The sequence below is a fragment of the Microbispora sitophila genome (assembly GCF_014892245.1).
GTDB classification, from domain to species: Bacteria; Actinomycetota; Actinomycetes; order Streptosporangiales; family Streptosporangiaceae; genus Microbispora; species Microbispora siamensis.
Map to the genome: position 1 here is coordinate 322441 of NZ_JADBGC010000011.1, position 24995 is coordinate 347435.

At 68.4% G+C, this 24995-nt stretch carries 19 protein-coding genes and 2 riboswitches; of the genes, 5 read left to right on the plus strand and 14 right to left on the minus strand.

Features of this window, described 5'->3' with window-relative positions; genetic code table 11:
* Positions 1-315 precede the first annotated feature (315 nt).
* On the plus strand, positions 316-2088 hold the full coding sequence (locus tag IL992_RS22270) for a DUF6571 family protein (RefSeq protein WP_193205281.1): 1773 nt from the start codon (positions 316-318) through the stop codon (positions 2086-2088).
* 249 nt (positions 2089-2337) lie between these two features.
* Here IL992_RS22270 and IL992_RS22275 read toward each other — a convergent pair whose 3' ends face one another.
* The 11 genes from IL992_RS22275 to drmD form a co-directional block, all read right to left on the minus strand.
* The gene (locus IL992_RS22275) at positions 2338-2793 is read right to left on the minus strand and encodes a hypothetical protein (RefSeq protein ID WP_193205282.1); all 456 of its coding nucleotides are present in this window, start codon (positions 2791-2793) and stop codon (positions 2338-2340) included.
* Positions 2794-2977: 184 nt separating this feature from the next.
* Complete coding sequence (locus tag IL992_RS22280) at positions 2978-3397, minus strand: hypothetical protein (protein WP_193205283.1); 420 nt, start codon at positions 3395-3397, stop codon at positions 2978-2980.
* Positions 3398-3485: 88 nt separating this feature from the next.
* Positions 3486-3704, minus strand: coding sequence for a DUF397 domain-containing protein (locus tag IL992_RS22285; protein WP_193205284.1), 219 nt, complete (start codon positions 3702-3704; stop codon positions 3486-3488).
* Positions 3705-3754: 50 nt separating this feature from the next.
* Positions 3755-4189 (minus strand): hypothetical protein, encoded by a 435-nt coding sequence (locus IL992_RS22290; protein ID WP_193205285.1) that lies wholly within the window; start codon positions 4187-4189, stop codon positions 3755-3757.
* Positions 4186-4347, minus strand: coding sequence for a hypothetical protein (locus IL992_RS22295; protein WP_226873522.1), 162 nt, complete (start codon positions 4345-4347; stop codon positions 4186-4188). Before IL992_RS22295 ends, IL992_RS22290 begins: the two co-directional genes overlap by 4 nt.
* A 613-nt stretch (positions 4348-4960) precedes the next feature.
* A complete protein-coding gene (locus tag IL992_RS46405) occupies positions 4961-5179 on the minus strand; it encodes a hypothetical protein (protein WP_226873523.1) in 219 nt (72 codons plus the stop codon).
* 176 nt (positions 5180-5355) lie between these two features.
* The gene (locus IL992_RS22305; protein WP_193205287.1) at positions 5356-5889 is read right to left on the minus strand and encodes a flavoprotein; all 534 of its coding nucleotides are present in this window, start codon (positions 5887-5889) and stop codon (positions 5356-5358) included.
* Complete coding sequence (locus tag IL992_RS22310; protein WP_193205288.1) at positions 5886-7067, minus strand: helix-turn-helix domain-containing protein; 1182 nt, start codon at positions 7065-7067, stop codon at positions 5886-5888. The genes IL992_RS22305 and IL992_RS22310 overlap by 4 nt, the downstream gene beginning before the upstream one ends.
* A 511-nt stretch (positions 7068-7578) precedes the next feature.
* A complete protein-coding gene (locus tag IL992_RS22315; RefSeq protein ID WP_193205289.1) occupies positions 7579-8268 on the minus strand; it encodes a DUF4190 domain-containing protein in 690 nt (229 codons plus the stop codon).
* Positions 8269-8634: 366 nt separating this feature from the next.
* Positions 8635-12783, minus strand: coding sequence for an Eco57I restriction-modification methylase domain-containing protein (locus tag IL992_RS22320; RefSeq protein WP_193205290.1), 4149 nt, complete (start codon positions 12781-12783; stop codon positions 8635-8637).
* Entirely contained in the window at positions 12780-15905 is a 3126-nt protein-coding gene (gene drmD / locus IL992_RS22325) for a DISARM system SNF2-like helicase DrmD (protein ID WP_319018728.1), read from the minus strand. The genes IL992_RS22320 and drmD overlap by 4 nt, the downstream gene beginning before the upstream one ends.
* A gap of 344 nt (positions 15906-16249) precedes the next feature.
* On the opposite strand from drmD, the gene IL992_RS22330 reads away from it, so the two are divergent.
* On the plus strand, positions 16250-19144 hold the full coding sequence (locus tag IL992_RS22330; protein ID WP_193205292.1) for a DEAD/DEAH box helicase: 2895 nt from the start codon (positions 16250-16252) through the stop codon (positions 19142-19144).
* Between the two features lie 4 nt (positions 19145-19148).
* Here the strand turns inward: IL992_RS22330 and IL992_RS22335 are convergent, their stop codons facing one another.
* Together IL992_RS22335 and IL992_RS22340 are read right to left on the minus strand one after the other, a co-directional pair.
* The gene (locus tag IL992_RS22335) at positions 19149-19547 is read right to left on the minus strand and encodes an ACT domain-containing protein (RefSeq protein ID WP_193205293.1); all 399 of its coding nucleotides are present in this window, start codon (positions 19545-19547) and stop codon (positions 19149-19151) included.
* 24 nt (positions 19548-19571) lie between these two features.
* On the minus strand, positions 19572-20159 hold the full coding sequence (locus tag IL992_RS22340; RefSeq protein WP_193205294.1) for a hypothetical protein: 588 nt from the start codon (positions 20157-20159) through the stop codon (positions 19572-19574).
* Positions 20160-20378: 219 nt separating this feature from the next.
* Positions 20379-20496, minus strand: a riboswitch (SAM riboswitch).
* 81 nt (positions 20497-20577) lie between these two features.
* A riboswitch (SAM riboswitch) is annotated at positions 20578-20686 on the plus strand.
* A gap of 48 nt (positions 20687-20734) precedes the next feature.
* Here IL992_RS22340 and IL992_RS22345 point away from each other — a divergent pair.
* The 3 genes from IL992_RS22345 (at position 20735) to IL992_RS22355 (ending at position 24381) form a co-directional block, all read left to right on the plus strand.
* Entirely contained in the window at positions 20735-21082 is a 348-nt protein-coding gene (locus tag IL992_RS22345) for a hypothetical protein (RefSeq protein WP_193205295.1), read from the plus strand.
* A 282-nt stretch (positions 21083-21364) separates the two neighbouring features.
* Positions 21365-23041 carry a tetratricopeptide repeat protein gene (locus tag IL992_RS22350; RefSeq protein WP_193205296.1) on the plus strand — a complete coding sequence of 559 codons (1677 nt, stop codon included), beginning with the start codon at positions 21365-21367 and terminating at the stop codon, positions 23039-23041.
* 83 nt (positions 23042-23124) lie between these two features.
* Positions 23125-24381, plus strand: a complete 1257-nt coding sequence (locus IL992_RS22355) for a soluble NSF attachment family protein (RefSeq protein WP_193205297.1) — start codon at positions 23125-23127, stop codon at positions 24379-24381.
* A 120-nt stretch (positions 24382-24501) separates the two neighbouring features.
* On the opposite strand, the gene IL992_RS22360 is transcribed toward IL992_RS22355, so the two are convergent.
* On the minus strand, positions 24502-24995 hold a 494-nt coding region (locus IL992_RS22360; protein WP_193205298.1), incomplete at its 5' end, for a glycoside hydrolase family 11 protein.

Genomic DNA, 24995 nt, shown 5'->3' on the forward strand with positions numbered 1-24995 from the left:
AGGCCCTGGAGGCGCCGAGGCAGGGGCTGAGCCTGGTCGATCTCGACGGCAGAATGATCAGGCCGACGTGTCGCACGTCGGTCCCCACCAGTGCTCACCCTTTCCAGTGGAACGGCAGTGCTTTACCCTTCGGTTTTGTGAGTTGTTCGCAAGGTGCAGCCGGGAGGCCATGAGCAACTCCGGAGCAAGCCTGTGTCACCTGGTAATACAGGACCTAGCGCGGATGACGGGCGAACGGGGGCATCGATGACGGAACCGACATCCCCGGGAACGGGGCCGTTGTCCCCGGATTTCAGTGGCATCGACCCGGGTCGCATGAAGGAATTCATCAATTCCCTCGCGCGCGGCCACGACGTCATCAGACAGGAAACGGACGTCATCCGGCGGATGTTGACCTCTGTAAACGTCTCGACTGCCGGCCTGAATCCGGTCGGAGAGGTCCTGGCCTGGCTTGAGACGGAGCTGCCTCGGCTGCGGCGGCGCCAGGCCGCGATCCTCGCGTCCGAGAAGGTGCCGGGGTGGCTGCCCGGCCTGACCTCCGGACTGGTGCCGTTGGACGAGGGCGCCATGCTCACTGCGTCCGAGGCCCAACGTCAGGGCAAGGCGCTGGCCGAGCGCTTCGCCGGCACGGCCGCGAGCGACTACGGCTTCCCGATCGGGAAGACGAACGACGACGCCCTCGCCCGTCTGGTCGCCGAACTGAATGCGCACCGGAACGACGCCGACTTCGCCGCCGCCTTCTTCGCCGCTCTCGGAGCCAAGGGCACCCTCGAGCTCGCCAAGAAGCTCAGAGCCGGGATGAACCACCCCGAAAAGGCGATCGACACGGTGAGCCGGGCGTTCGGCACCGCGGTCCGGGAGGGCGGCGACGTGCCGGGCTTCGCCGAGGTCAGGTACGAACTCGTCACGGGCAAGCCCCCTCCCGCGACTGGTGCCTGGTTGCGGCCCATGTCGAAGTCCTCCGCCGGGCCGCACCCGCCTGCGGACGTGGGATTCGCCGAACTTCGCGACGGCCAGGCGACCGTTGCGGAGCACGGCGAACGGCGACTGGGCGACCTGCTGCGGGCCGGCCAGTTCCCCACCGACTGGCTCGCCGCAGTGGTGAGCATGCATGCGCTCGGCAAGAAGAGCACGGTCAGCGGGACAGACCTGGCGGGATTCCTCAACGCCCTGGGCAACAACCCCAAGGCGGCCAGGACAGCGCTCTCCACTGCGACAAAAGAGTACGGCTCGCTGCCGAAGGCACTCAGCGCGCTCAACAAGAGGGTCGAGCGGGGAACCTACGCGAAGCAGCAGGACGAGCAGATGAAGGAAGACTCGCGGGCGGACGCCTTCGGGCGCATGCTTGCCGCCGCATCCGGAGCGTACGACGAGAAGGACGGCGCACACTCCGCCGAGGCCGCGCAGGTGGCCTTCCAGCTCATGCGCGAGCTGCCCAAGCTCGACATCCAGGAACCGACTCGCGTCCACCTGGCCGAGATCGCCGGGGCGTACGCCACGGAGCTCACCGAGGGCGCCAACCTCGGCGATGCCAACCGCACCCAGCCCAGCGCGTTCGGGCCGGTGAAGACCATCATCCCCGGCCTGAAGCCCGCCTTCAGGCTGAGCCCGAAGGACACGTACGCCTTCGTCAAAACGTTCGCCGACTCCCCCGAGCACATCAAGCCTTTCGAAGAGGGCATGGGCAACCTCACCGACAGACTTGTCAATGCCGCCGCCCGGAAGGACCGCGGTAGCGGGTACATTGACAACTTGGAACGAGCGATGCAGGCGCTCGGCTATGTCTCTGGGATGCAGTTCACGGCGGAGCGGAAAAGCCAGGCCGCACTCGACGCGGAAGACCAGCAGCGGATCAAGAACGAGCTGTTCCTCGCCGGCCTGGCCCTCGGCGTGGGTGGGATTGAGATTCCTCATTCGGGCCAGATCCTATGGCTGGGCATCTCCACCTTCACACCGATGGGCCTGGAACCGATGCTCACTCCCGACAAGACCCGGGTAGGCGCACTGGAAGAGAGGGACCGTGCCGCTTCGCTGGCTCGCGAAAGTTGGCTGGCGACCACGTTGATGTCGAACGGTTTCAAGGCCTAGGCCCCTCCTACCGACCCCCGATTCTCCCATCCGCCCATTACGGGTAGCGACGGCAAGCTGCTGCCCTTCAACGAGATAGCGAAGAACAAGGAAGCCCTACAGAACTTCGACAACTGGCTCATCGCCAACGGCTCCGGCGGAACTGATAGAACGAAGGTCGGCGCGGCCCAGATGCAACTCAAGATCGACTTCGATGGCGCCAGGCGCAGGGCGGAGGAAAGAAGCTCCTTGCCCTACGAATGATCACGATCATCGGTTTGTCGGCAGGCATTCCGTCTCGCCTCGCACCACCATCTGTCCCTTGCTCGGGGAAGAAAGAATGATTTTTGTGTGATACTCCGGACTCACAGCCTCCTGCTTGGTCAGATCCTCGCGGGCGCCTGTGAGTTTATATTTTGCGACATAATCAAGCGCGCCGATCAGAGCCGTCGTAAGCATGTCGGAGTCCGAGTTCCAGAGACTCCTGGCTTTGACCGCGTAGGTGCGCTTGTACCTACCGTTTCCGCAGGGAATGTCCTTCCCACCAGGGTCGGTCACCTTCACATTCTTGCCGATGGCATTCTTGATGGTCAGGTCGACGTGGCTCTTGAGAGTCGGTTCGACTTGGGCTGCCGTAGGGAGCTTGGGGGCAGGTTCGGTGCATGCGGACAGCGACAGTCCGGCGAGCAGGGAAATCGAGATGATGCCCCTCAGGCGAAGCGCCATGTAATCCTCCAGACAGCCCGGTCCACGCGTCGCGCTCCATGATGTCAACCAACCGGCCCATCGTACGTTCCGATCGCGGAAATACACAGGTTTCCTCTCCTAATTAACCCGCGATTATTCCTGTGCCAAATTGAGCGGCGTAGGACCCGCCTGCCGTCACGGGGGCTTCCGGCAGGCGGGCGGCTCAACTGACGGGACAGCGGTAATCGGCGTCCCGGTTCGGGGAGCAGCAGACGACGGCACAGGTGACGAACCGGCCGCCGTGCAGCCACATCCCCCACTGCACGTCGACTCCGGTGACCAGGGACTCCCCCGCGCTCTCCAGGCGCAGGCCGAGTCCGATGCGTGCCTCGTCGTCCGGCCGTAGGAACTGCGGCTCGGCCACGCGGTAGCGCGTGGTCAGCCACTCCAACGCCTCCCCCACCGATCCAGGCGAGACGTCGATGCGATTGCGGGGCTTGAGCAGCCAGTCGCACGTACGCATGGGCGGCAGCGGGGAAGCCAGGAACGGGCCGAGGTCACCGGACGGCGGGGGCGGGCGGCGTTCGGCCTCGTTGCGCCGGTCGTCGCCGGCTCCCGTCCAGGAGTAGCAGTGCAGATGCATCAGGCCCCTCGGACGTGGTCGTTACAGTGGGGTGCGGTCCCTGCCTGCTATCACCGGGCAGGGGCCGCACCCGGCCTCGACGAGGCGGCTACAGGATGGCGGTCATACCGGCGGCGCGGAGCTCATCTCCGGTGAAGCGACGCGTCCCGGCGTTCGGGTTCTTGCTGTCATGCAGGACGAAAGCGTCCGCCGCGCCCGGGATCGGGGCGATCTCCACGCAGGTCTCCTGCTCCTGTTCCTGCTGATTGCCGCCGCACAGCCGGCGGAAGCGCGCCCCGGCCAGGTCGCGCTCGTACAGGTCGGTCATCTCGTCCTCTTCCTTTGTCGATCCGTCCCCGCCTCGTGTTGGGCGGGTTCCTATGCAGCGGGCGGCCTGCCGCCAAACCCCCTCTCAGGTGTACGGCAGGCCGCCCGGACCCCGCCGACCCCGCTCTTCACGTGATCGGCGGGGAGCTTCATCGGGCCTGGCCGGACAGCAGGCGGCGCCACCCACTCGTACGCCTCCTCGCGCCGCCACCACCGAGCCGTCCAGGACACCGACGGCACGTCATGACGAGCGAGGGCCCGGCGGCAGAATCGGTAGACGCCGCCGCAGGGGACCAGTTCGTACGAGGTCATCTGGCAGGCGCAGGTGTGGGCGACGACCCGGCCGCGCCCGAGGCTCTCCTCGATCCACCACAGCTTCGTACGGCCGGGACGCGGCACGGCCGGGTGAGGCGACACGCCCGGACAGTCCTCGTCGTCGTCCTCTTCTTCGGTGGTGACGTCGAGCATCGCAACGGGCGCGGTCACCGAACCGTCCCCTCGGCGATACCCTCCTGCGCCGCGATCGCCTGGCACAGCTCCACCAGGTCGTCGGCGTCGACCGTCCGGTGCGCGCCCGCCTCCTCCACGGCCGAGGGGAACGGCCGCTCGCGCGTCGCCCACAACCGCCCGGCGTCGCTCCGCAAGATCCGCCATCCAGCGAACACCGGACGGGCAGCGGCAACAGCCCTATCGTGTGTCATGGGTCAGGACCACCATCCTGATCAAGGACCCGTCGGCGATGTAGGGCACCGCCGACGGGTCCGTTTCATACAGGCAGTGGTTCTGGCGCTCCTACCTGCATGACCGGCTTAGACGATCCCAAGACTGGTACACAGTGCGAGCGGACAGTGACACAGAGTGTGTCAGGTGTGACGCTCTGAAGAACAGTCACCGCGCAGTTCGGGGTCTCCTAAGGACGTAGGCCGCCGAGGCTTACGTCAGCCGCCGGAGACGAAGGCCAGGATGTCGTCGACCGCATCCTCTAGGTTCCTGAAAAGCCGGTGCGCGCCATCGACCGCGACCGGCACGTTGACGTTCCACGCGGTCATCCCGGCCCGGAGTCCGGCCTGTCACCGGAAGGCGTCCTCTACGACAAGGCACTGTGCAGGTGCGGCGCCGACCCACTCTGCGGCCAGCAGATAGGGGGCGGGGACGGCTTGCCCTGCTCGACCGCCGCCGCCGCGTCCGCGATCAATGCGGGTATGGGCAACCGTGTGCGGGCGAAGCGCCCACGAATTCGATGAGCGTAGTTCGACGTCACCAGCGCCCACGAGCCCGACGGCAGGCCGTACAACAGCCCCGATGCTCCATCGAAGCCGTGTAGACGCCGGAGCGCAGGTCCTCGTCCTCCAGTTCGTGCAGCGCGGCCAGGCAGGTGTGCGCATCCCGGTCCGGCGCGACGGTGGCGAAGGTCTCCATCGGGCGCGTCCGCAGCGCGACGCGGTAGACCTCCTCGGGATCCAAGCCGAACCGCATAGCCCACGCCGCCCAGACTCGCCGCTGGTTCTCCGGGGGTCGATCAGAGTGCCGTCAACGTCGAAGAAGACGTATCTCCTGGCCGCCGGAGTTTTCTGCATGGTGGGCACATCGCGATCATGCCATTGGGGTGACGAATCGGCCGCGAGGAAACTTGTCCGAGAGGGCAGGACCAGCTATCGACGGTCGAGGCGGTCCAGGGCTCGTTCCCAGGGGAAGAGGTGCAGGTAGCGACTACCCGTGCCCGGCTCGTGCAGCGTGTAGACGTCCGGGCCAAAGAGCACCTCGACTCCCCAGGACCGGAGCTTGTCGATGTGCTCCCGAAAGGCGGGGTGAGCGGCGTGTGCCCGGTTCGTGAAGGGCAACGCGACGATTGGAAGCCGCTTGCCGATGGCTTCGACCAGAACGCCGAGCGCGAGCGTGTCGCACACGGCCAGGGCCCACTTGCTGATGGTGTTCACCGTGGCCGGCGCCACGATGATCGCGTCGGGCGGAGGGAGCACATCCGGCTCGCCGGGATTCTTGTACTCGCTGCGCACCGGATGCCCGGTCAGGCGCTCCAGCGCCTCGGTGTCTACGAATCGTCGCCCCGCAGGGGTCGCCAGGAGGCACGCCTCCCAGCCCCTTCTCTGGGCCGCCAGAATCAGCTTGCTCGCTTCGCGTGCCGGAGGTGCTCCGCAGGCAACCACGTAGAGCACACCCTGGCTCATGCCCGTACTCCGGCACGAGCGGCGAGCCGTACGAGGTCCGAGGGTGCTGGTCCTCGGGTACGGCGTAGAAGATCGGCGATAGCCATCTGAGCGAGGGGACGGCAGCGCACTTCCGGAGAGGCCACATGCTCAGCTTCCAAGAGTGTGCGGACAGCATCCTCTCGGCGACCCCACTGGCTATATCCGCGCGCTACATCCACGAGGAACGCAGCGCGGCGCTCACGGCGCATCCGCACGAGCGCGCCTGCATCGGTCGCCGTCGCCGCTTCCACGGCCAGGCCACCCTCACCCAGCACGACCAGAGCGGCGACTTCGTGGGCGGTGACGTTGGCCGGGCCGAAAGCGACCCAGTGATGGTTGCTGCCCGTGTCCACAAACCGTGCCGCGTCTCGCGCCTCACCAATCAGGTCACGCACCACAGAGTGCCTGCCCAGTGATGCGGCGGCCATTGCCCCCTGTAGTAGCAGGTGGCCATACATGGCGCGCCGCTCCTCAGCATCTGACTCGACGCTGAGCCGATTGGCCAAGCCCGTGAGCATGCCCAATGCCGGCTCCGCTCGCCCCATAGACAGCAGCGCGTTGGCGATCCGGAATCCGGCGGCGGCCAGCAGCGACAGGTTCCCAATCTGACGGGCCGCCGCCATGCTCCTGTCTCCTGCGAGCCAGGACAGCGAGTGCTCCCCGAGCTTCCGCAGGGTGCTGGCGGTGATCTGGTAAACCTCGGCGAGGAGCTTGGCCGTCTCCTCCGTCCCGAGGGCGGCATGAGTGCTCTGCGCGTTCTCCAGCGTCTCCGGGAGTACTTGACTGATGACGTCGTAGTCCGCCACCTCGAAGGCGCTCCACGCGTAGGCGACCTGGCGGCGAAGGCGCACGAGATCGCCCGGCCCCACATCGAGGGGACAGCGCTCCAGCGCATCCCGAATGTGCTCGACCTGGGCCTCGTCGATGCACAGGGTCCCGCTTCGAACGGGTTCCTCGCCGATGAAAGTCTGGAGGTCGACGTTCAGCGCCTCGCAGAGCGAGTCCAGGACGGAAAGCCGGTCAGCGCTCCGGACACCGGACTCCACCTTGCGCAGCCAGCTGACCGAGCGGCCCATGCGATCGGCGAGGATCTGCTGCGTGAGGCCGCGCCGCCGCCGCCAGTACGCGACCCGCTGGCCCAGCTCTCGATCGTTCATTCCACCGCCTCGATCGTCGGCGTCCGGACTTGCCTCCACCAGCATCACCGAAGGCCATGTTCGGTCGTATCCCGCCTCTCTCGCAGCGTTTACACAGTCGTACCACCGTGAGCAACGGTGGCGATAGCTTCGCGCACCGTGCCATGAGGAACCGACACAGGTTGTGTCACCACGCTGGGCGGCACCGCGACATTCGGCAAGGCGGCTCGCTTATGACACCGGACGTTGCTATCCAGACCGGAGATTCACGCCTGTCCACTGCTGACGCAGCCAGTGCAGGGCGTCCAGCCGCGGGTCCGGGCTTCCGCTTCGGGCATCCGCAGAACGTCATGCAGGTGGTTGCCCTGGCTTTCACTGCCGCGCCGACCCGCCAAGAACATGGGGCATTCCTCGCTGGCGTGGTAACGGTCGCTACCTCTTGTAGTCATCACCTCGGGAGAACTGGTCATCCGTCGCTCCTCTTGTGGCGTCAAGGTGAGGCAGGGCAGGAACGATCCTGCCCCACACACGGTCACTGGCCGAGAGAGCCCGTCTCAACTCGGCAGACGCCGTACGGTCCGTTGGACTTCGCCTCCCGGACGGTCTTCCCGTCCACCTTGATACGGCATTTCACGGCACCTGCGGTGTCGGCGTTCTGCACCCACAACGACATGGTCAACGTGTCCTCGGGCGCCTGGACGGTCTTGGAATACGGCAAGGACACCCCGGTCTCCTGCTCGATGTCGAATCCGACGTTGTAGGTGACATTGCCGGCCGAACTGGCGCCGCCGACGCCTTCGGCTTCGAAGGTCACCTCGTGGTCACCGGCGGCACGTTGTCCGATTGTGAGGTCACTGCGCCTGGCGGACTGATCTGCGGACTGGGTGCCGATTCCGGCGATGCCCGCGATGACGCCGGCGAAGACCAACGCCCAATAAATGATCCACAGACTGGTGAGGATCCAGCCGAGGACGAGACCACCGATCGCCATGCCCCGACCGTCGGTGTGGTCACGGCGGATCTGCCTCACCGCGACATGACCGAAAACCACGGCGAGGAGGCTGGTGAAGCCACACGTGATGAAACCGGTGAGACCGAGAACGAGGCTGGCAACGGCCAATCCATTGGTCTTGGGCGGCGGCGGGATGACGGGGTAGCCGGGCTGCACGGGGTAGCCAGGCTGAGAGGGATAGTTACCGTACGGCCCCTGCTGATAGGTCATGGTTCGACTCCGGGATTACTGTTTTATTCCGACCTATTTGACAGCTCATCCGCAGAATCGGCTTACCCGCTTGGCGCTTTGTGACCTGATCGTTAACGCTCTTGCATCTCTCGCCCGCTCGGCGGCAAGCAGCGTGAAGTCTCAGCAGGAATAGAACCGGACCTTACAGCCGAATTCGAGGTCGCTGGACAGCTAGCTCGGCGCCGCAAGACCGCGTGTCGACAAGTGACGGGTCGCTAACCCCACAGCGCCTCAGCGTAAAAATGCCGCATCTCTCCGGCTACTTACGAGGCTCATACGGTCATCGTCGTTCCTGGCGAATCCTTAGAGGTATGGTTCGGCTGTTTGGAGCACTCACGCACTCCTTCAAAACAAGGCTGGCGGAGTGCTATCCGATTGCTTGGGAGTACGAGCGGGCTTGGAAGGCTTGGGCTTGGCGGACTTCTTCTTGTCGTGAAGGCCCTTGGCGACTTCTTCGGCATAGCGCTCGTGGTTGAGTTCGAGCAGGCGGTCCACGAACTCACGCTGCGCGGTCGGGCCGACCGTGTAGCGGGTCTCCCGGCCGCCGACCGCGTGGAAGCCGTGGTCGAGGTTGTCGAGCATGTCGTCCCAGCCGTAGGCCCGGCAGACCGCCGCGTCGATGTCTCGATGGATGCGGCGCAGTTCGACGATGTCCTCGTCCTGGCACGCCGGGTGGTTGACCAGGTTGTACGTCGCGGTGAGGCCGGCCTGCCGGGCGAGCATGAGCTCCCGCCGGTACGTGTCGAGCCGATCGCCCAGCTCCCGCATCTCCTGCGTCAGCTCCGGCAACGGCAGCGTCTCGAAGACATCCGAAAGTGAGTAGTTGATATCCGCCTTCATCGTGGAGCTTCGTCTGACCGTCCACCAGTAGTGGGGCGCGCTCGACAGCAGAGCGAGCAGTGCGCTGTCATCCGTTGCGAACACGCCTAACTTGTGAGAGAAGACCTGCCCAGTCGGGACCATCACCGGCATCACGACCCTGCTCACCAGCGTGATCGCTATTACTCGCTCCAGTCCTGCAATAGCTGCCTGCAAGGCAGGAGCTGGCCGCTTATAGCGCCACCAGAACTCACGAAGCTGCGGATTGTTGTTGCTCGCAAGAGCAGGCTTCACCAGCCGCAGGATCTGATCGTAGGGTTCCTCATATTGCTTAGCCTGAATCTCCTCCCAATCATGAAAGTTGATAATCCATCGGCGCCCAGAGCAGTCGGGTCGAGAATTCAGGTCCTCCCCGTTAATGAACTTGAAAAGGATCAGGGCGTTCCTCGGATTCTTTTCTATAAGCGCCAGTGCCCGCTCGGGCGTCATTGTGAATCCGTCAATAGCGGTTACCTCGGTGCCCTTGAAGGCGATACCACGGCTTGCAGCGAGCCGGTACGGGTTCCCTCCAACTCGCGACTCCGAATCCAGGGAGGCTGTAATAGCCTGCACAGTTTGGCCATCAAGGACTCTCTGGCCCTCCTCTGCAGGCGCGGCCCAACTCGTCCAGATAGCGCAGTATTCGAGCACAGCCGACTTGGATGGCCAGGGTTTACTCTTGACGGCCAGACGGATCGTCACTCCCTCGGCCAGGAGCTGGTCAAGGCCGACTTCACGCGTGTCGCCTTGAGCGAGGGTGTTCGTCGCGATCAGGCCGGTTTGACCATATTCGCCCAGTAGGTCGTGCGCCCGAAGTACAAAGTAGGCAACAAGGTCAGCACTGCCCCGCGCTCCGCGACCAAGAGCACCTATCAAATGTTCCCGATATGCCTCACCGGAAGAACCGGTGATCTTCTGGCCCCCTAAGAAGGGCGGGTTGCCGATGATGGCGTCGAAACCCGGGCCGGCCGTACCCGAGCGGATCGGGAGGTCGCCGGGCTCGGCGGCACCGCTGCCGGGCTTCTCTTCGAAGACCTCGGGGAAGACGAGCGGCCAGTGGACGGGACGGCGGTTGAAGGTGCCGGGGACCTGGTCGGTGGCAAGCCACTCCTTCCGAGCTTCCTCGGCCTTGGGCATGCTGCCGGGCGTGCCGTTCACGACGCTGCTCGCGAGCTGCGCCGCGTGCAGCGACGCACGGTCGAAGCCGCGGAGCTTGCCGACCTCCGGGGCCGCCGTGGGGTCGCTGATCTTGCCATGCTCAACGGCGTACCGCAGCGACGCCCCGACCAGCAGGTCGGCAAAAAGCCGGTGCTGGCGGGTCTCGCTGTCGATCTCGAACAGGATGCTGCGCTTCTTGTTCAGCGCGTCGATCCCGTTCTCCTCCACTGAGATGTCGACGAGGCGCCGGCGCTTCTCGGCGGTGCCGCGCACCATGCGCTGCACATCCTTCGTGAAGTCGAGCGCCGAGTCACTGAACAGCTTGCGCCCGCGCGACGGCACGAGGTGCATGTATTCCAGCTGCTCCAGCGACGTGATGCCGAGCAGCGCGTCGCCGGCCACGAGGCGGTCGTCCACGAAGGTGAACGGCCGGGAGGAGTCCATCGACACCAGCCACAGCGACAGCTTGGCCATCTCGACGGCCATCGGGTTGATGTCCACGCCATACAGGCAGTGCTCGATGACCTGTCGCCGGGCCTCGATGACGACCGGATCGGCATCGGCGTCGGCTGTACGGTCCTCGGCGGTCTCCAGGTAGGCGGCCGCCTCCTCGCGGCCCTCCTGCGACCACGCCTCGACCAGCCGCTCCCCCAGGTAGCGCGCGGCGGCGACGAGGAACGCGGCCGAGCCCATGGCAATGTCGGCGATCTTCAGGCCACGGTGGCCGTCGCCACCGATGATCTCGGCAGAGCTCCGCAGCTTCCACTGCGAGCGGTCGGCCGTCTGCAGCGGTCCCGGCGAGTAGACCAGCGGCTCCAGGGCGTTCTTGACCACGTCCTCGGCCAGGAACTTCGGCGTGTAGTGCGTGCCGGTGTTCTTGCGAAGCGCCGACTCGGTGACGTACAGCGCGCCGGGCAGGATGACCACGGGCAGGCCGCGCAGGTCGTCGCGCAGCAGCCCGGCGTACGGCAGCAGCCGCCGCGCGAGGTCGGCGTCGCCGGCGGTGACGGCCAACAGTCGCCGGGTGGCCTCCAGCTCACCGGCCTCGTCCAGCGGGGCGAGCCGCTTGCGTAGCGCGGCCGGGCTGCCGATTCCCGAGTCCTTGTACTTCTCCGCCAGCTTCTCAGCGAGGTCGCCGGAAGCGTTCCGGGCCAGCGCCTCCAGGTCGTGGAGCTCGACCTCCTCCTCGCGGCCGGGCTTGCCGACCAGACCGACGACCACATCCGCCGCGCGGAAGCCGTCGAAGGACAGCAGGCCCTCGTACACGTAGCCGATCTGCTCGACGTCGAGCATGCGGAAGCTGAGCGTGCGCCGCTCGCGGTTCTTGCCACTGCCGACCTCGACGTACTGCACGGCGCGAAGCATGTGCATGACCGTGCGGTCGTCGATCGTCAGCGGCATCCAGGCGTGCGCGTCTGGGTCGAACAGCGACCCGTCGTGGGCGTGCATGGTCAGGCGCGGGTGCTCAACTCCGCTGTGCACGGCGCGGAACAGTGCGAGGAGGCGGTGCCAGGCGGCATGGCTGTTTTCCAGCTCTTCCTCGCTGCCCTCGATCGCACGCTGCTCCAGCTCGGCGCACAGGCGCCCGGCCGAGTACGCCGTGGCGTACACCTTGTTGTCGGACGGCAGCAGGCCGCGCTCCTCGGCGAACAGCAGGAAGACGACGCGCATCATGATCGAGACCGCGCCGCGGTAGACCTCATGGGCAGTGACGTCGTCGGGCACGCCGGCCCGGCCGATGGCGGCAACGAGCAGTTCGACGGCCTGGCGCACCTGGACGCCGAGGGCCTCGGTGATGTCCTCCTGGCTGTCCAGGCTGGCCTTGAGCAGCGCGGGCAGGCGCTGCGAATCCGGGAACGAGAAGAACCGGCCGAAGCCGAGCAGCGAGACGAACGCACGCAGCACGTCGCGTTCGGCCGCCTCCGGCCACGGGATCGCGTCAAACGTCGCCGTCGTCGTCACGCCGCCGCGCGGCGCCCAGACCAGCGTCCACCAGCGGCCGTCGGTAACCAGGCCCAGCTCCACGCCGTGGTGACGGCACAGCTGCGCCATCCGGTCGGCGGGGGTGGCCGCCCACTTGGCGTGCTTCATGCGGGCCGTCGGATGCCCGCTGGTGATCGTGCCGAGCAGCCGTACGGTGTCGGGCTTGGGCTGGTGGCCCGGCACGGCCAGCGCGAACGCCGGCGTGATCGTGGTGTCGTGCTCGGGCACGTCGACGGCCAGGTGGTCGAGCCCGCCGATGTGGACGGCGTCGTCCCAGCGCAGCAGACCTCGCAGGACGTGCTCGATCCAGGCGCGGCGGTCGCCGCCCTGCTGCCAGGCGGTGTGAGCGAGGCGGAGCTTGTCCCGCTGCTGCTTGTCGACCGCGTCGAGCGCCGGCCAGGTGGCGCGCAGCACCGGAAGGCTGAGGAACGGGCCGCTCACCTCGACCAGCGCGAGCCACCCCTGGTGGTCGACGTCCTTAGTCAACCTGCTCATCGAACGGCCTCCCGCCTCGGCACGACGAAGACTACGGCCACCGGGAACCGGTGCGGCCGGGGGTCGCGGTAGCGCGCCGCGATCGCCTTCAGTTCCCGGTCATGTTCGCGACCGAGCCCGGCCAGGCGTTCCTCCCAGGATCTGCGGTCTCTGCGGTATTGGTCGCGCTCTTCCTTGGTGGCCGCCGCCTCGGCCCGGCTGAACAGCGCGTCGCCCTGGTCACCCTCGGCGAGCTTGGCCCGCAGGGTGGCCTCGAACCGCTCCAGGTTGGCGGTGACGCGCGCCTGCTCTGCCTCCATCCGCTGGGCGAGCTTGCGTTCGAGCTGGTCCTGCTTCTGCTCGGTGCGCCAGTCGATCGACTGCAGCAGCGGGCCGGCGACACGCGGCCACGCCTCGGCCAGACGGTGCCGTACGGGGGCGGAGGCGGGGGTTCCCTGCGTGAGGGCGCGGTCGAGGATGCCACCGAGCACTGTCAGGTTCTCCAGCCGGCGGAACCGGCCGGTGTCCGAAGGCATCCAGCCGCCCGCGAACAGGACCTCCTCGTGCAGCCGCACGCCGTCCCCGCCGACCAGCACGAACCGGGAGAACGCCCCGGCCAGGGTGGTCTCCAGCACGGGATCGTCACTGACCACGGCCGTAACACGATGCAGGCCGATCTCGGCGTTGGACACGGCGGCGCGCAGCAGCCGGGTGGACATGGCGACCAGCGGATGCCCGAGGTGGGCGAGCACGACGTCGTCACGCACCCGGCCCTCGGGATCGAAGGTGGCCTCGGCGTCGAAGGTCACCGGCCGCTGGCGCGGCGTCTCGTCCTTGCGCGTCGTCTTGGCCAGCAGCCCGGCGCCCGCGCGTTCCCACGAACCGGTGAGCGGCGGCACGCCGTACAGGCCCTCGGTGAGGTGCTTCTCGTCGAGATGCGGCGTGAGCGGCTGCTGCCGGGCCAGCTCCAGGGCCGTGTCGACGACCCGCTTGACGTTCGCCGGAGTGATGCCCAGCTCGGCGACCGTCTCGTCCAGGTTGGCGCGCAGCTTGCGTACCTGGTCGCGGACGTTCGTCTCGGCCGGGACGGCACCCGCGGAATTACCCGCCTGTTCGACGTCGTAGTCGGGGATGTCGCCCAGCATGCGCCGCTGCACGGCCCGCGCGAGCACCGCGTTGACCGAGCCGAGGTCCTCCTCCATCTGCGCGACCTTGTTGGCCACTCGCGACAGGAACTCCAGGTCGGCCTCGTACGAGTCGACGGCCTTGTCCCAGCCGGTGCCGACGAAGTGGCGGATGTCCGGCGTGCGCTTCTGGCCCCAGCGGTCGACGCGGCCGATACGCTGCTCCAGCTTGTTGGGGTTGAACGGGATGTCGTAGTTCACCAGCCGGTGGCAGTGGTTCTGCAGGTCGATGCCCTCGCTGGCGGCGTCGGTGGCGACCAGGATGCGTACGGGATGCTCGCTCGGGTCCTTCTGGAACGCCACCCGCAGCTGCTCACGCTCGTCGGCGGACATGCCACCATGCAGCACGGCGAGGTGGTCGTCGCCGAGGTCCTCCTGGCGCAGCAGGTCGACCAGCCACTTCTGGGTGTCGCGATATTCGGTGAAGACCACGACCCGCTCGTTCTCCCACGTGTCTCCCGGATGGCAGACCGCGCGCAGGTAATTGATCAGCTCGCGTGCCTTTGTGTCCGGCGAGGACTCGTAGTCGCGGGCCCAGGCGCGCATCCGCTTGAGCAGCTCGATCTCCTCGTCGCCCGCGACGCCCTGCATCGGCGCGGCGAGGGACAGCGCGTCGTCCTCGGCCTCGGCGAGCGGCTCGTCGTCGAGGGTGGCGGTCTCCTCCCAGAAGTCGTCCATCCACTCCTCGAAGTCGTCATCGTCCTGCCGGACCTCGACGGGTTCGCGTACGCCGGCGAGGTAGACGTCGAGGGTGTGGGCGAAGGCGGCGGGGCTGGAGAACAGGCGCTTCTTGAGCAGCAGCGTGACCAGGTCGGCGGCCTTGCGGCCCTTGACGTTCTTGTTGAGCCTGGCCCGGCGCACCTGCGCGAACTGCTTGAGCAGGTCGTGCACCTCGCGCTCGTCCGGCGGGTAGACGACCGGGATCGCGCTCGCCTCCCGATCGACGAACCGCTTGGTGCCGTCGGCGTTGACAATGTGACGCTTGAGCCGGCGGATCACCGTCTCCTTGACGGCGGCCTGGTCGGGGTCGACGCCGCGGGCGAACCGCTGGTCGTCGAGGATCTCCAGCAGCGCGGTGAACGACGCCTGATAGCCGTTGTGCGGCGTCGCCGACAGGAACAGCCGGTGCGTGAAGTGCGGGGCGAGGCGGCGGATGAGCTTGGTCTGCTGGGAGTCCACCGCGTACACCTGCTTGGGCGCGGCGGGCGCCACGTGGTGGGCCTCGTCGAGGATGAGCAGGTCGAAGCGGCGCTCCATCGCGCTCGGGTCGAGCACCTCGTCGAGCAGCCGCTGCGCCTTCTGCCCGCGCAGCCAAGGCAGGCTCACGATGCTCAGGGGATAGACCGTGAACGGGTTGGCCGCGCTGCCGTGCGTACGGCGGACCTGGGCGCAGCGCTCGGTGTCGATGATCGTGAAGTCGAGGCCGAACTTCTCGGCCATCTCGTCCTTCCACTTGAGCGTGAGGCCCGCCGGGCACACGATCATGACGGTGCGGGCGCGGTGGCGCAGCAACAACTCCTGGGCGACGAGCCCGGCCTCGATGGTCTTGCCGAGACCCACGTCGTCGGCGAGCAGCAGGTTGACGCGAGGCGCGTCGAGGGCGCGGGAGACCGGCTCCAGCTGGTAGTCCTCGATGGCCACCCCGGAGCGGTACGGCGCCTGCAGCGTCTTGACGTCGGCGCTGGTGACGGCCGACCAGCGGATGGCGTCGAGGAACGCGGCCAGCCGCTCGGGCGAGTCGAACCCGTCCGGGGTGACGTCGGGCAGCGAGCCGCTCGGCAGCACGCGGCGGCCGGGCTCGATCTCCCAGACGACCTCCAGCGTGTCGCCGTACCGGCCGTCCTCGACGCTCTGCAGGGTCACCAGGGTGCTGCTCTCGCCGGACTCGACCTCGCCGACCACCCAGCGCTGGCCGCGCACCGCGACCAGCTCTCCGATGGCCGGTCTCTCCGACGTCACACTCGTCGCCATACGTCCCTCGCCGCTGACCCTTGCCGGTATCGATCACGTTGCGCTAGACCGGACACGGTGAAGCGCGCAACCACGCGTGCCGGCGGGTACCCGGGAACGATCCAGGACCTCCCCACCGATCACCCGGTGGAATCTACGCCACACCAACGAACATTGTCCATCCCTCAAAGCTCTTGTGTTCTCGATACACAGTTGATCTAATGACGGGCACTCGCACAGAGTGGGCCATATCGGGCCGATGCCCGCTGACCAGGACCGCCGCGTACGGCCCTCGGCCCAGATCCAGTCCGCCCCGATCGGCGATGGCCGATCCTCCGATTGATGGGAGCCCGATGGCAGGGCGTCACAAGTCGCGGCTCGTCCCGCTCGTTCAGAGGGCGCTGTCGGCCGGGCCGGTTCCACAGGACGCGCTGCTGGAGGCGGTGCACCAGGCCGGGCTGCGCTGGGTCGAACCGGGACATCTCTGGGAGACGTGCGCCACGCACGGGCTGGCGGATTTGCGGGAGGACATGTGGGTGCCCCGGGGCTGGGCTCCGCCCACCGCTGACGGCGCTGTCGATGACGAGCCGCACAGACACGTGCCGCACCGGCACGTGTCGGAGGGGAGGAAGCCGAGCAGCGCGCAGACGCCCGTGGAGGAACGCGCAGCTGCGGAGGTCCGGCGAATCGCGGCGCCGCTCGGGCTCGCCACCGTCGAAGCGACGCCTCCGGTAGGACCCGTACCTGCGGGCTGGCCGGAGGTCGCGGCGGGCGCGGCCCGCGCGCTCCGTGACGAGCTCAAGGCGGTGACAAGCCGCCGGACTCAGACCGACGTGCCGCTGACCGCAGGGGCCGAGGCGGGGAAGGCGACGAGCCGCCGGAAGCTGATGCGATTCGAGGCCCAAGGCGAGCTGGGCGTGGCTGAGGGAACACAGGCCACTTTGATCGTCAAGGACGTGTCGTTCCAGGTCGAGGTGGTCTCGGTGTTCAGCAATGTCGTCACCCTCTCGATGCCTCCGGACGCCCTCGCCGCACGGGAGGCGACGTTGCGCCTGGACTTGTCCTGGCTGCTGGCCGCCCAGACCGAACGGCTTGACGAACTGGCCCACGGCGGGCCGGGTTTCGATGCCGTCGCCGCCATGGCGGTCGTGACCCCGGAACGGCCCCCCGTGTCCGCCGCCCGTGTGAAGCTCCCCGCACGCGAGCTGAAAGGGCTGAATGCCGGACAGCGAAACGCCGTCGCGCTCGCACTGGCGCCGGCTGTCACCTGGTTGTGGGGGCCGCCGGGAACCGGTAAAACGACGACTGTCTCCGCCCTGGTCGCGAAGATGTGTGAACGCGGGAACCGCGTGCTGCTCGCCGCACCGACGAACGCGGCGCTCGATGTCGCCATCACGTCGCTGTTGAGGCGCATGCCGGATCTCGCGCAAGGCGACCTGGTGCGGGTCGGCCAGCCCGCCGACCCGTCGCTGGCCGATCGGCCGGACGGCCACATCCTCGTCGACGAGATCGCGGCCGATCGCGGTGCCCCGCTCGCGAGGCACCGTGTGGAGGTGGGCGGGCGACTGCGGGAACTTCGCAAGACGCTGGACGCGCTGAAACGACGCAATGGGCAGCTGACGACAGCGGAGGAGACCACGCGGCTCCGCACCGAGACCGAGATCGCCGAACTGCAGGCCGTCATGCACGAGCTGGACAGGCAACTGCGCGCGGTCCGGCGGCAGATCTGCCGGGAGGCCACGGTCGTGGCCGCCACCGCCCACCAGGTCGTCCTCGAAACACTCAAGGAGATCACCTTCGACGTGGTCGTCCTCGACGAGGCGAGCATGACCAGTGCCGCCCTGGCGATGCTAGTCGCCGGCGCCGGGTGCGGGCACACCGTCATAGCCGGGGACTTCCGCCAGCTTCCGCCGGTCGCCGTGGCGGAGACCCCCGCCGTCCATGAGTGGCTCAAGCGCAGCCCGTTCGAGAAGGCGGGCGTCGCGAGCGCGGTGACCGAGGGGCGCCCGCCCGTCCGCCTGGCCGCCCTCACCGAGCAGTACCGCATGCGGCAGCGCATCGGCTACGTCGTCAGCGGAGCCTTCTACCCGGAGAGCCCGCTCAGCACAGCGAAAAGCGTGGCGAACAGGGCGGTCAGAAGCCGGGCACCGTGGGCGAGCACCCAGCTCGTGGTCATCGACACCTCGACGATGAGAGCCCGCACCGCGCGCAGGCAGGGCATCTTCTCGCGGTACAACCTGATGCACGCCCAGCTGGCGGCCGCCCTGGTCGGCGGCGCGACCAGTCAGACGCAGGATCTCGCCATGATCAGCCCGTTCGCACCTCAGGCACGGCTGCTGGAGGCACTCCTGCCCGAGGTGCATCTGGAGGAGTGGGCGGCCTCGACCGTGCACCGGTTCCAGGGCGGTGAACGGGACATCATCGTGTACGACACGGTGGACACCGGGTGCGGCGTGTCACCGTTACATCCCTGGTTCACCGAAGGCGACACCGGCAGCGAGGGAGCGCGCCTGCTCAATGTGGCCGCCAGCCGGGCACGCGATCATCTGGTGGTCATCGGCGCTATCGACAGTCTCTTTCGACCCAGGGCCGCTCGCGACCCGGTGTGGATGTTCTTCGCCCACCTGCTCGCCCAGGCGAAACGCCTGCCTTGGGAAGACCCGGTCGCCTCAGAGGGTGGCGTCACCGAGCACATCGAGAGCGGGATCGCGGAGCGGCTGCGCGAGGACATCGCGCGGGCAGCGACGGTCGACATGTGGCTTCCCGAGACTCCCCTGCTGGGCCTGGCCGACCTGCTGCCCGCGCTGCGGTCGGTAGACCCAGACGACTCCGAGTCGGAGGCGGTGACGGTCTGGATCGAGCCGGAGGCCGACGGCCACCTGCCCGCCGAAGCGCTGCGGGCACGGCGAGAGGGCGTCAACATCCGCCCCTGCGTGCCGATCCTGGAGTCGTGCGCCGTGGTCGGCGACATCGTCTGGTCCGCCAGCGGGTCGCTGCTCGGCCCTGACCCCGGTGTCGTCCTGCGGACCGAGCACCGCGCGTTCGCCGACGCCGTACGGCGGGCGCAGCGGCGCCGGCCCGGCGGCGCGGGCAGCGTTCCCGGCAGCGGCCAGCTCGGCGACGACTGCGGACGCTGTCGACGCATGCTGGTCCGCTACGAGCAGGACCATCGGGGCAGGCCGGACCTCCGCTACGAATGCCCGCACTGCGACCGTCTGCCACAAGGAGGACGGCGCTCCCGCCGGTGAGCCGTCAGGCGGGTCGGCGAGCGAGGTTCTCCATCACCTCCACCGCCTCGTCGGCACGCTCGTACGGCACGAAGAGGTGGTCGTGGTGGAATCCGGCGACGACATTGCAGCTCAGGCCCGCGACGGCGAGTTCCCGCGCCACGGCGGCCGTGAGGCCTACGGCTTCGAGCGCCGAGCGGACGCGCAGCGTGATCCAGCCCGCCACGTAGTCGTACGTCAGCCCCGCCGCGTCGGCTTCCCCCTGCGGCAGGACCAGCGTGAGGCCCTCCTCCTCGGCGACCGTGACGACGGGCCTTACGCCCGGCGGGACGTCACCGTCGACCGTGGTGAACACGTAGCGGCCAGGGTTGAGCCGCGGGCGCATCGTGGTCAGCAGTGTTCGCAGGTCGGTCTCACCGGTCATGACCGGCACCCTACAAGCGGCCTTTCAGCACCCGAGATAGGCCCAAAGGAGGTCGTCGTCGCGACGGACGGTGAAGCCGAGGGCCTGAAGCGCGGCTTCGATCTCGTCGCGCCGCTGCGCCGGGTAGACGAACTCGGCCTTCTCCCACTCGTGGGTGGGCATCGCCTCCCAGCCTCCCTCCACCTCTCCGAAGCGCTCGGCGATCTCGCGGGGCATCCAATGGTCGGTGTCCACGTCGGGGTCGGGTTCGTTCGGTTCGGCGTTCTCGGAGACGCTCATGTCGAAGGCCGGATGTCCGTTCAGGCTGAACGGCTCATCGTCATCGGGCAAGACCAGGGCGGCGATTTCCCCCTCACTCATCTCGTCGAGATCAGCATCGGGGTTCGCGGCCTCGTAGAGCTCGATGTAGTAGTCGAGCAGGTGCGGGAAACGATCGACGTCATCGACCTGCCACCAGCCGGCCGCACGGGCCTCGCCATAAGTTCTGGCCTCCTTGAGCGCCTTCTGCCCGGCGGCCTCCCGCTCGGCGTATGTCAGAGGGACGACGCATAGGTGATCCACTTTGAGCACGCCGGTGACGAGGGTGAGCGTGTCGCCGAGGGCCGCGAGCACGTCCGCTGCGCTCCGCCGCTCAGGCCTCTCCAGGTCAGCCATCAGTTCCTCCGGATCGATGTGATCCAGCCGAAGTCACGTCGTACAGGTGTCCCGGCAGGACACGAGGCTCCAGGCGTCGAGGTCGGCGGGAGCGGACGGTCGCAGTGCCGTTGGAATTCAGGGATAAGGCCATGAGGGTCCTTGTGGTTCCGGGACCCCCTTACCCGAGGGCAGGGAGATCCGCGCTTGCCCCTGCTGGGCCGGCAGCGGCCAGGTCTTCCCCGGACGGCACCTTGCGCGGTGAGGCGAGGTTGCCAGCCGACGAACGTCCAGGGGCGCGATCGGCCTCGTGACCCGGCCCAGATGCTGGCACGGCCACCCGGTTCGTGTCCAGATGTTGGCCATCGTCGGCCTACGTCGTTAATGTCCCGCCCTGGGTCATGAGTTCCAGCGCCAAGCCCCGGCTCGCTGGACGGCATCCCGCCCGCTGCGGGTGCCCCGGGTGACGACCCGCTCCGCGCGAGGCGCGCGGAGAACGGCGGATCACCGGGGCCGGTTGGGGCTATCGGGGTCCCAGGCCCCGGAGGTGCGTCATGCCCATCCCGAACGATCTCTACGCCCTGCTCCACACCCACTGCCCCGGCTGTGGCGTCCTCTACAACGCGATGGACCTGGGGCCGCGCGAGCCCGTCATCGAGGCGTTCCCCGGCGCGTACTACGCCCAGTGTCCGCACTGCAAGGTCCGGTGGCACGTGCACCGGCCCGGCGCCGCCGAGCGCGACCGGGCCGACCTGTTCGCCGAACGCCCAGCCGAACAGCCCGACCTCGCCGCCGCCTGGACCGGCGCCGTATTGCGCCTCACCCTGGACGGCCACATCCTGCAGGTGGGGCCCCTGGTCGGCACTTCCGAGGCCGAGGATGTCCCGCATCCCCTGAAGTGACCTGGTCGTCGTCACCCGGCTGCCGCAGCGGCTCTGCGTGATGACCGTACACGGCTCTCGGCTGCGACACCTGCCATGGCGCCCGGGCAGACGGACCGGCCGGCGCCCGCGCCGGCACCGTACACATCCGGCCCACCGTCCCCCACCGCCACGGCCTGGCACGTCGAGCAGCCGTCACTGGACCGTGACAAAGGCAGTGTGGACCTGATTCACAGCAGCCACTTATGGTGTGATCACTCCCGTTTCACACAAAGATGTCCCGCTCTACCGAAAGACCCGTTTATGGAACTCCTCGAGGCCTGTGCCCGGATCGGCGAACTCAATCCTCACCTGATCGACGCCGGCGTGCTCCGGTCGATCGAGACGCTCGCGGCCCGCGCCCCCGGCGTCGAGCCGATCCCCGACAGCCATGACGCCGAGGAACTCCTGTACGCGGTGACCGACGAGGTGATCCGGATCGGCCAGGACTTCGAACGCCTGGGCCGTGTCGACGACCTGATCCTCACCCGCCGGATCGTCGCCGACCTGCTCCGGCCGGTCCGCGAGCGGAACCTCCTGGACTTCGCCAACGCGCTCGGCATGCTCTCCTCGCTCCTCGCCGAGCGGGGACGCCACGCGGAGGCCGTGGACGTTCTCGGGGAGTGCGCAGACGTACTCCGGCCCCACCTGGTGCTCGGCGTACGCCACCGCGGCATGTACGCCCACGCTGTGCGGGACCGAGGCACGTCGCTTGTCGAACTGGGGCGGGTGGAGGAGGCGGTGACCGCCCACCGTGAGGCGCTGCGGCACTACCAGCGCTGCGCCGCGGAGGACGCGAGCTATGCGCTGGACGTCGCGCTGACCTGCCATACGCACTCGGTTCTCCTGGACCAGGCAGGGCATCCGGACCTGCTGGAGATCGCCGAACTGGGAGTCTCATGGGCGCGGGCGGTCCTGGCCGACGGCGGCGAATGCCGCTTCCAGCTCGCGATGATGCTGCGCTACCGGGCGAGCGCGCTGCTCCGCCTCGACCGGCCGGAAGAGGCGGTGGAGAACGGGCTGGAGGCGGCGGCCGTCCTGCGGGAGATCGCCGGTCATCCGGTGAACGACATTCAGCTCGCACTCATCCTGCATCTGGTCTCGGACCCGTTGTCCGCACTGGACCGGGATGACGAGGCGCTGGGGACCGCGGCGGAGGCCGTCGGGATCGTCGAGAGGCCCGACCCCGAGCCCGCCCTGCGCGCACTCATGCTCTGGACGTACGGCAGGCGACTGCTGGAGCACGGCCGCCTCATGGAGGCGAAGGACGCCTACCTCGCCGCAGTGCCGGGCGGCGAGGACTTCCGCGAGGGACTGGCGCCGGAGCTTTACCGGCTGGCGGAGATCCTCGTCGGCGAGGGCCTGCTCAGCGAGGCGTCCTCCATCCTGACGGTGACCGCGCGTCAGTACAAACTGTTGGCCGCCGCGGACTCCGACTGGGCCGTACCGCACGCGGAGCTGCTCGGCCGCCTCGCGGAGCTGGAGTTCCACCGCGGGCACCACGAGGCGGCGCTGCGCCACGCGGAGCGTGCGGTGGCCGTGGCGCGGAACTCCGGGGACCGCGAGACCATCGCACGTGCCATGGGTCACCTCGGCAGCAGCCTCGCGGGCGCCGGGCGCCACGACGACGCCGAGCGGGCGGCCCGCGACGCGCTGGAACTGTGGCCAGGACGCCTACCTGCCCACCCTCGCGGGCGCCTGGAACAACCTCGCCAACAAGCTCCGGCCGCTGGGGCGGCGCGAGGAGGCCGTGGTGGCCGCGCAGAAGGCGGTCGCCCTGTACGAGCAGGGCGACGAGCCGCAGCACCTGGCCAACGCGCTCAACAGCCTGGGCGCGCACCTCGCCTCGCTCGTGCTGCCCGAGCAGGCACGCGACGCCGCCGCCCGGGCCGTGACCATCTACGATCGGCTGGTCCCCGGCGAGCGCAGATATCTGCGTGACCTGTCCATCGCGCTGGACAACCTGTCCGGCTACCACGCGGCGCTCGGCGAACTCGACGAGGCCGATCGGCGAAGAGATCGAGGTGCTGCGGGTCGTCGTGGCGTTGCGGGAGACCGCGGAGCCCATGACGCAGGAGGCCGTCGGAGCGCTCGCTCTCGGCGTGGGCAGGCTCGGCTCGGCCCTCACCCGCGCCGGCCGATTCGCCGAGGCCGCGTCCGCGAGCCTGCGTGCGGCGACGTTGCTGGAGGACCTCGTCTCGGCGGGACATTCCGGCCTCCGTTACTTCCTGGCCCAGGCGGACGAGGACGCGGGGAACGCGCTGGCCCGCCTGGGCGAGCCGGGGGGCGCCGCCAGGCACATGCGCCAGGCGGTCGGCCTGTACGAGGACCTCGCGGCGGAGGATCCCGGCCATCGCGACCTCCTTGCCCGTGCCTCCGGAGCACTCGCCGACCTGCTCGCCGACCTCGGCGATCTGGCCGGCGCGCTCGAAGCGTACGAGCGGGCCGTGAACCTCTACCGGGCGCTCCTGGACGAAGGCCACACCGCCGTACGGACAAACCTCCTCGGGGCCCTGACCTCGGCGGCGAGAACCCGCGACCGGGCCGGGGACGCGGCCGGGTCGCTGACGTTCACGCGGGAGGCGATCGGGCTTCTCGAGCAGGCCGCCCTCGTCGACGTGGACGCGAGGCCCGTTCTTGCCGGTCTTCTCGAGACCGCCGCCGAGGGGCTCGCCGAGATCGGTGAGGACGAGCACGCCGCCGACGCGGCCCTGCGCGCGGCCGACGTGGCACGGCGGCTGTCGGAGGAGGAGAACGCGACCGCCCGAACCGGGCGATGCCTGCGGCTGGCCGGTCTCGCCCGATGCCGCCTCGGTGAGATCGAGGAAGGGCTCGACCTTCTCCGCCGGGCGGTGACGCTCCTCGATGCCGTCGACGGCACGGACGTCCTGCCGGAGCTGGGTCAGGCCCTGCACATGATGGCCGTGATGTCCCCGGCCGACGACGCGTACGACGCCGCCGAGCGCGCCGTGGCCTGCTTTCGGCGGCTGGACCGGGAGGCGCCGGGGACGTGGCGGCGCGCTCTCGTGCTGACCCTGGTCCTGCTCGCGCACCGCGCCGCGGAGAACGAGCGCTGGCGGGTCGTCGTGAACGCGGCGGAGGAGACGATTCCCGACCTGCTGGAGAACGCGCCCGACGAGCGCGCCCGGGAGTCGCTGCCGGAGCTTCTCGACGACTACCGGACGGCGGTCGTCCGTCTCAACATCCCGGACACGCGACTGGCGTACGCGGAGGCCGAACTGCGCCGCCTGCAGGGGACAACGGTCGCGAGCGCGGTCTGACCGCCAGGGAAATCCCCGGTGGGATGGGCCCGCTCGCGCCGTGGTCACCACCGGCAGCGGGATGGCGCGGCGGCCATGAGGCCGCCGCGCCATGGGTGCGGTGTTGCGGGTTGTGCGCAATCAGCTCGCGCTACAGGAGACCGCGGGCCAGGTCCAGTTGCCGTTGTGCTGGATCGTCACACCCCAGTTGTTGCCGCTGCCGTTGGGCTTGGCGGTCAGCACCTGGGAACTGGGGTAGCTGGCGCTGACGTTCCAGGTGGCGATGATCTTCGCCGGGGACGGCACGTTCATCGTCACGGTCCAGTTGTTCGAGCCGCTGACCGAGACGTTGAGGTTGTACCGGTCGCTCCACGACTGACCGGCGGACAGCGTCGCGGTGCAGCCGCCGCCACCGCCGGTCGGAGGCGGCGTGGAGCCACCGCCACCGGAGGTGGAGCCGCCGATCGTGATGTTGGAGTTTCCGCTGCTCTGATAGCCCTCGGTCGCCAGGATCTGGTAGTCGTGGCTGCCCAGGTTCATCCCGTAACGGGCCCAGGCGTCGAAGTGGTTGCCGACGGTGATGGTGCCGCCGGTCCTCTTCTGCTGCCGGACGCTCCAGTACTGGTTGAAGGTCT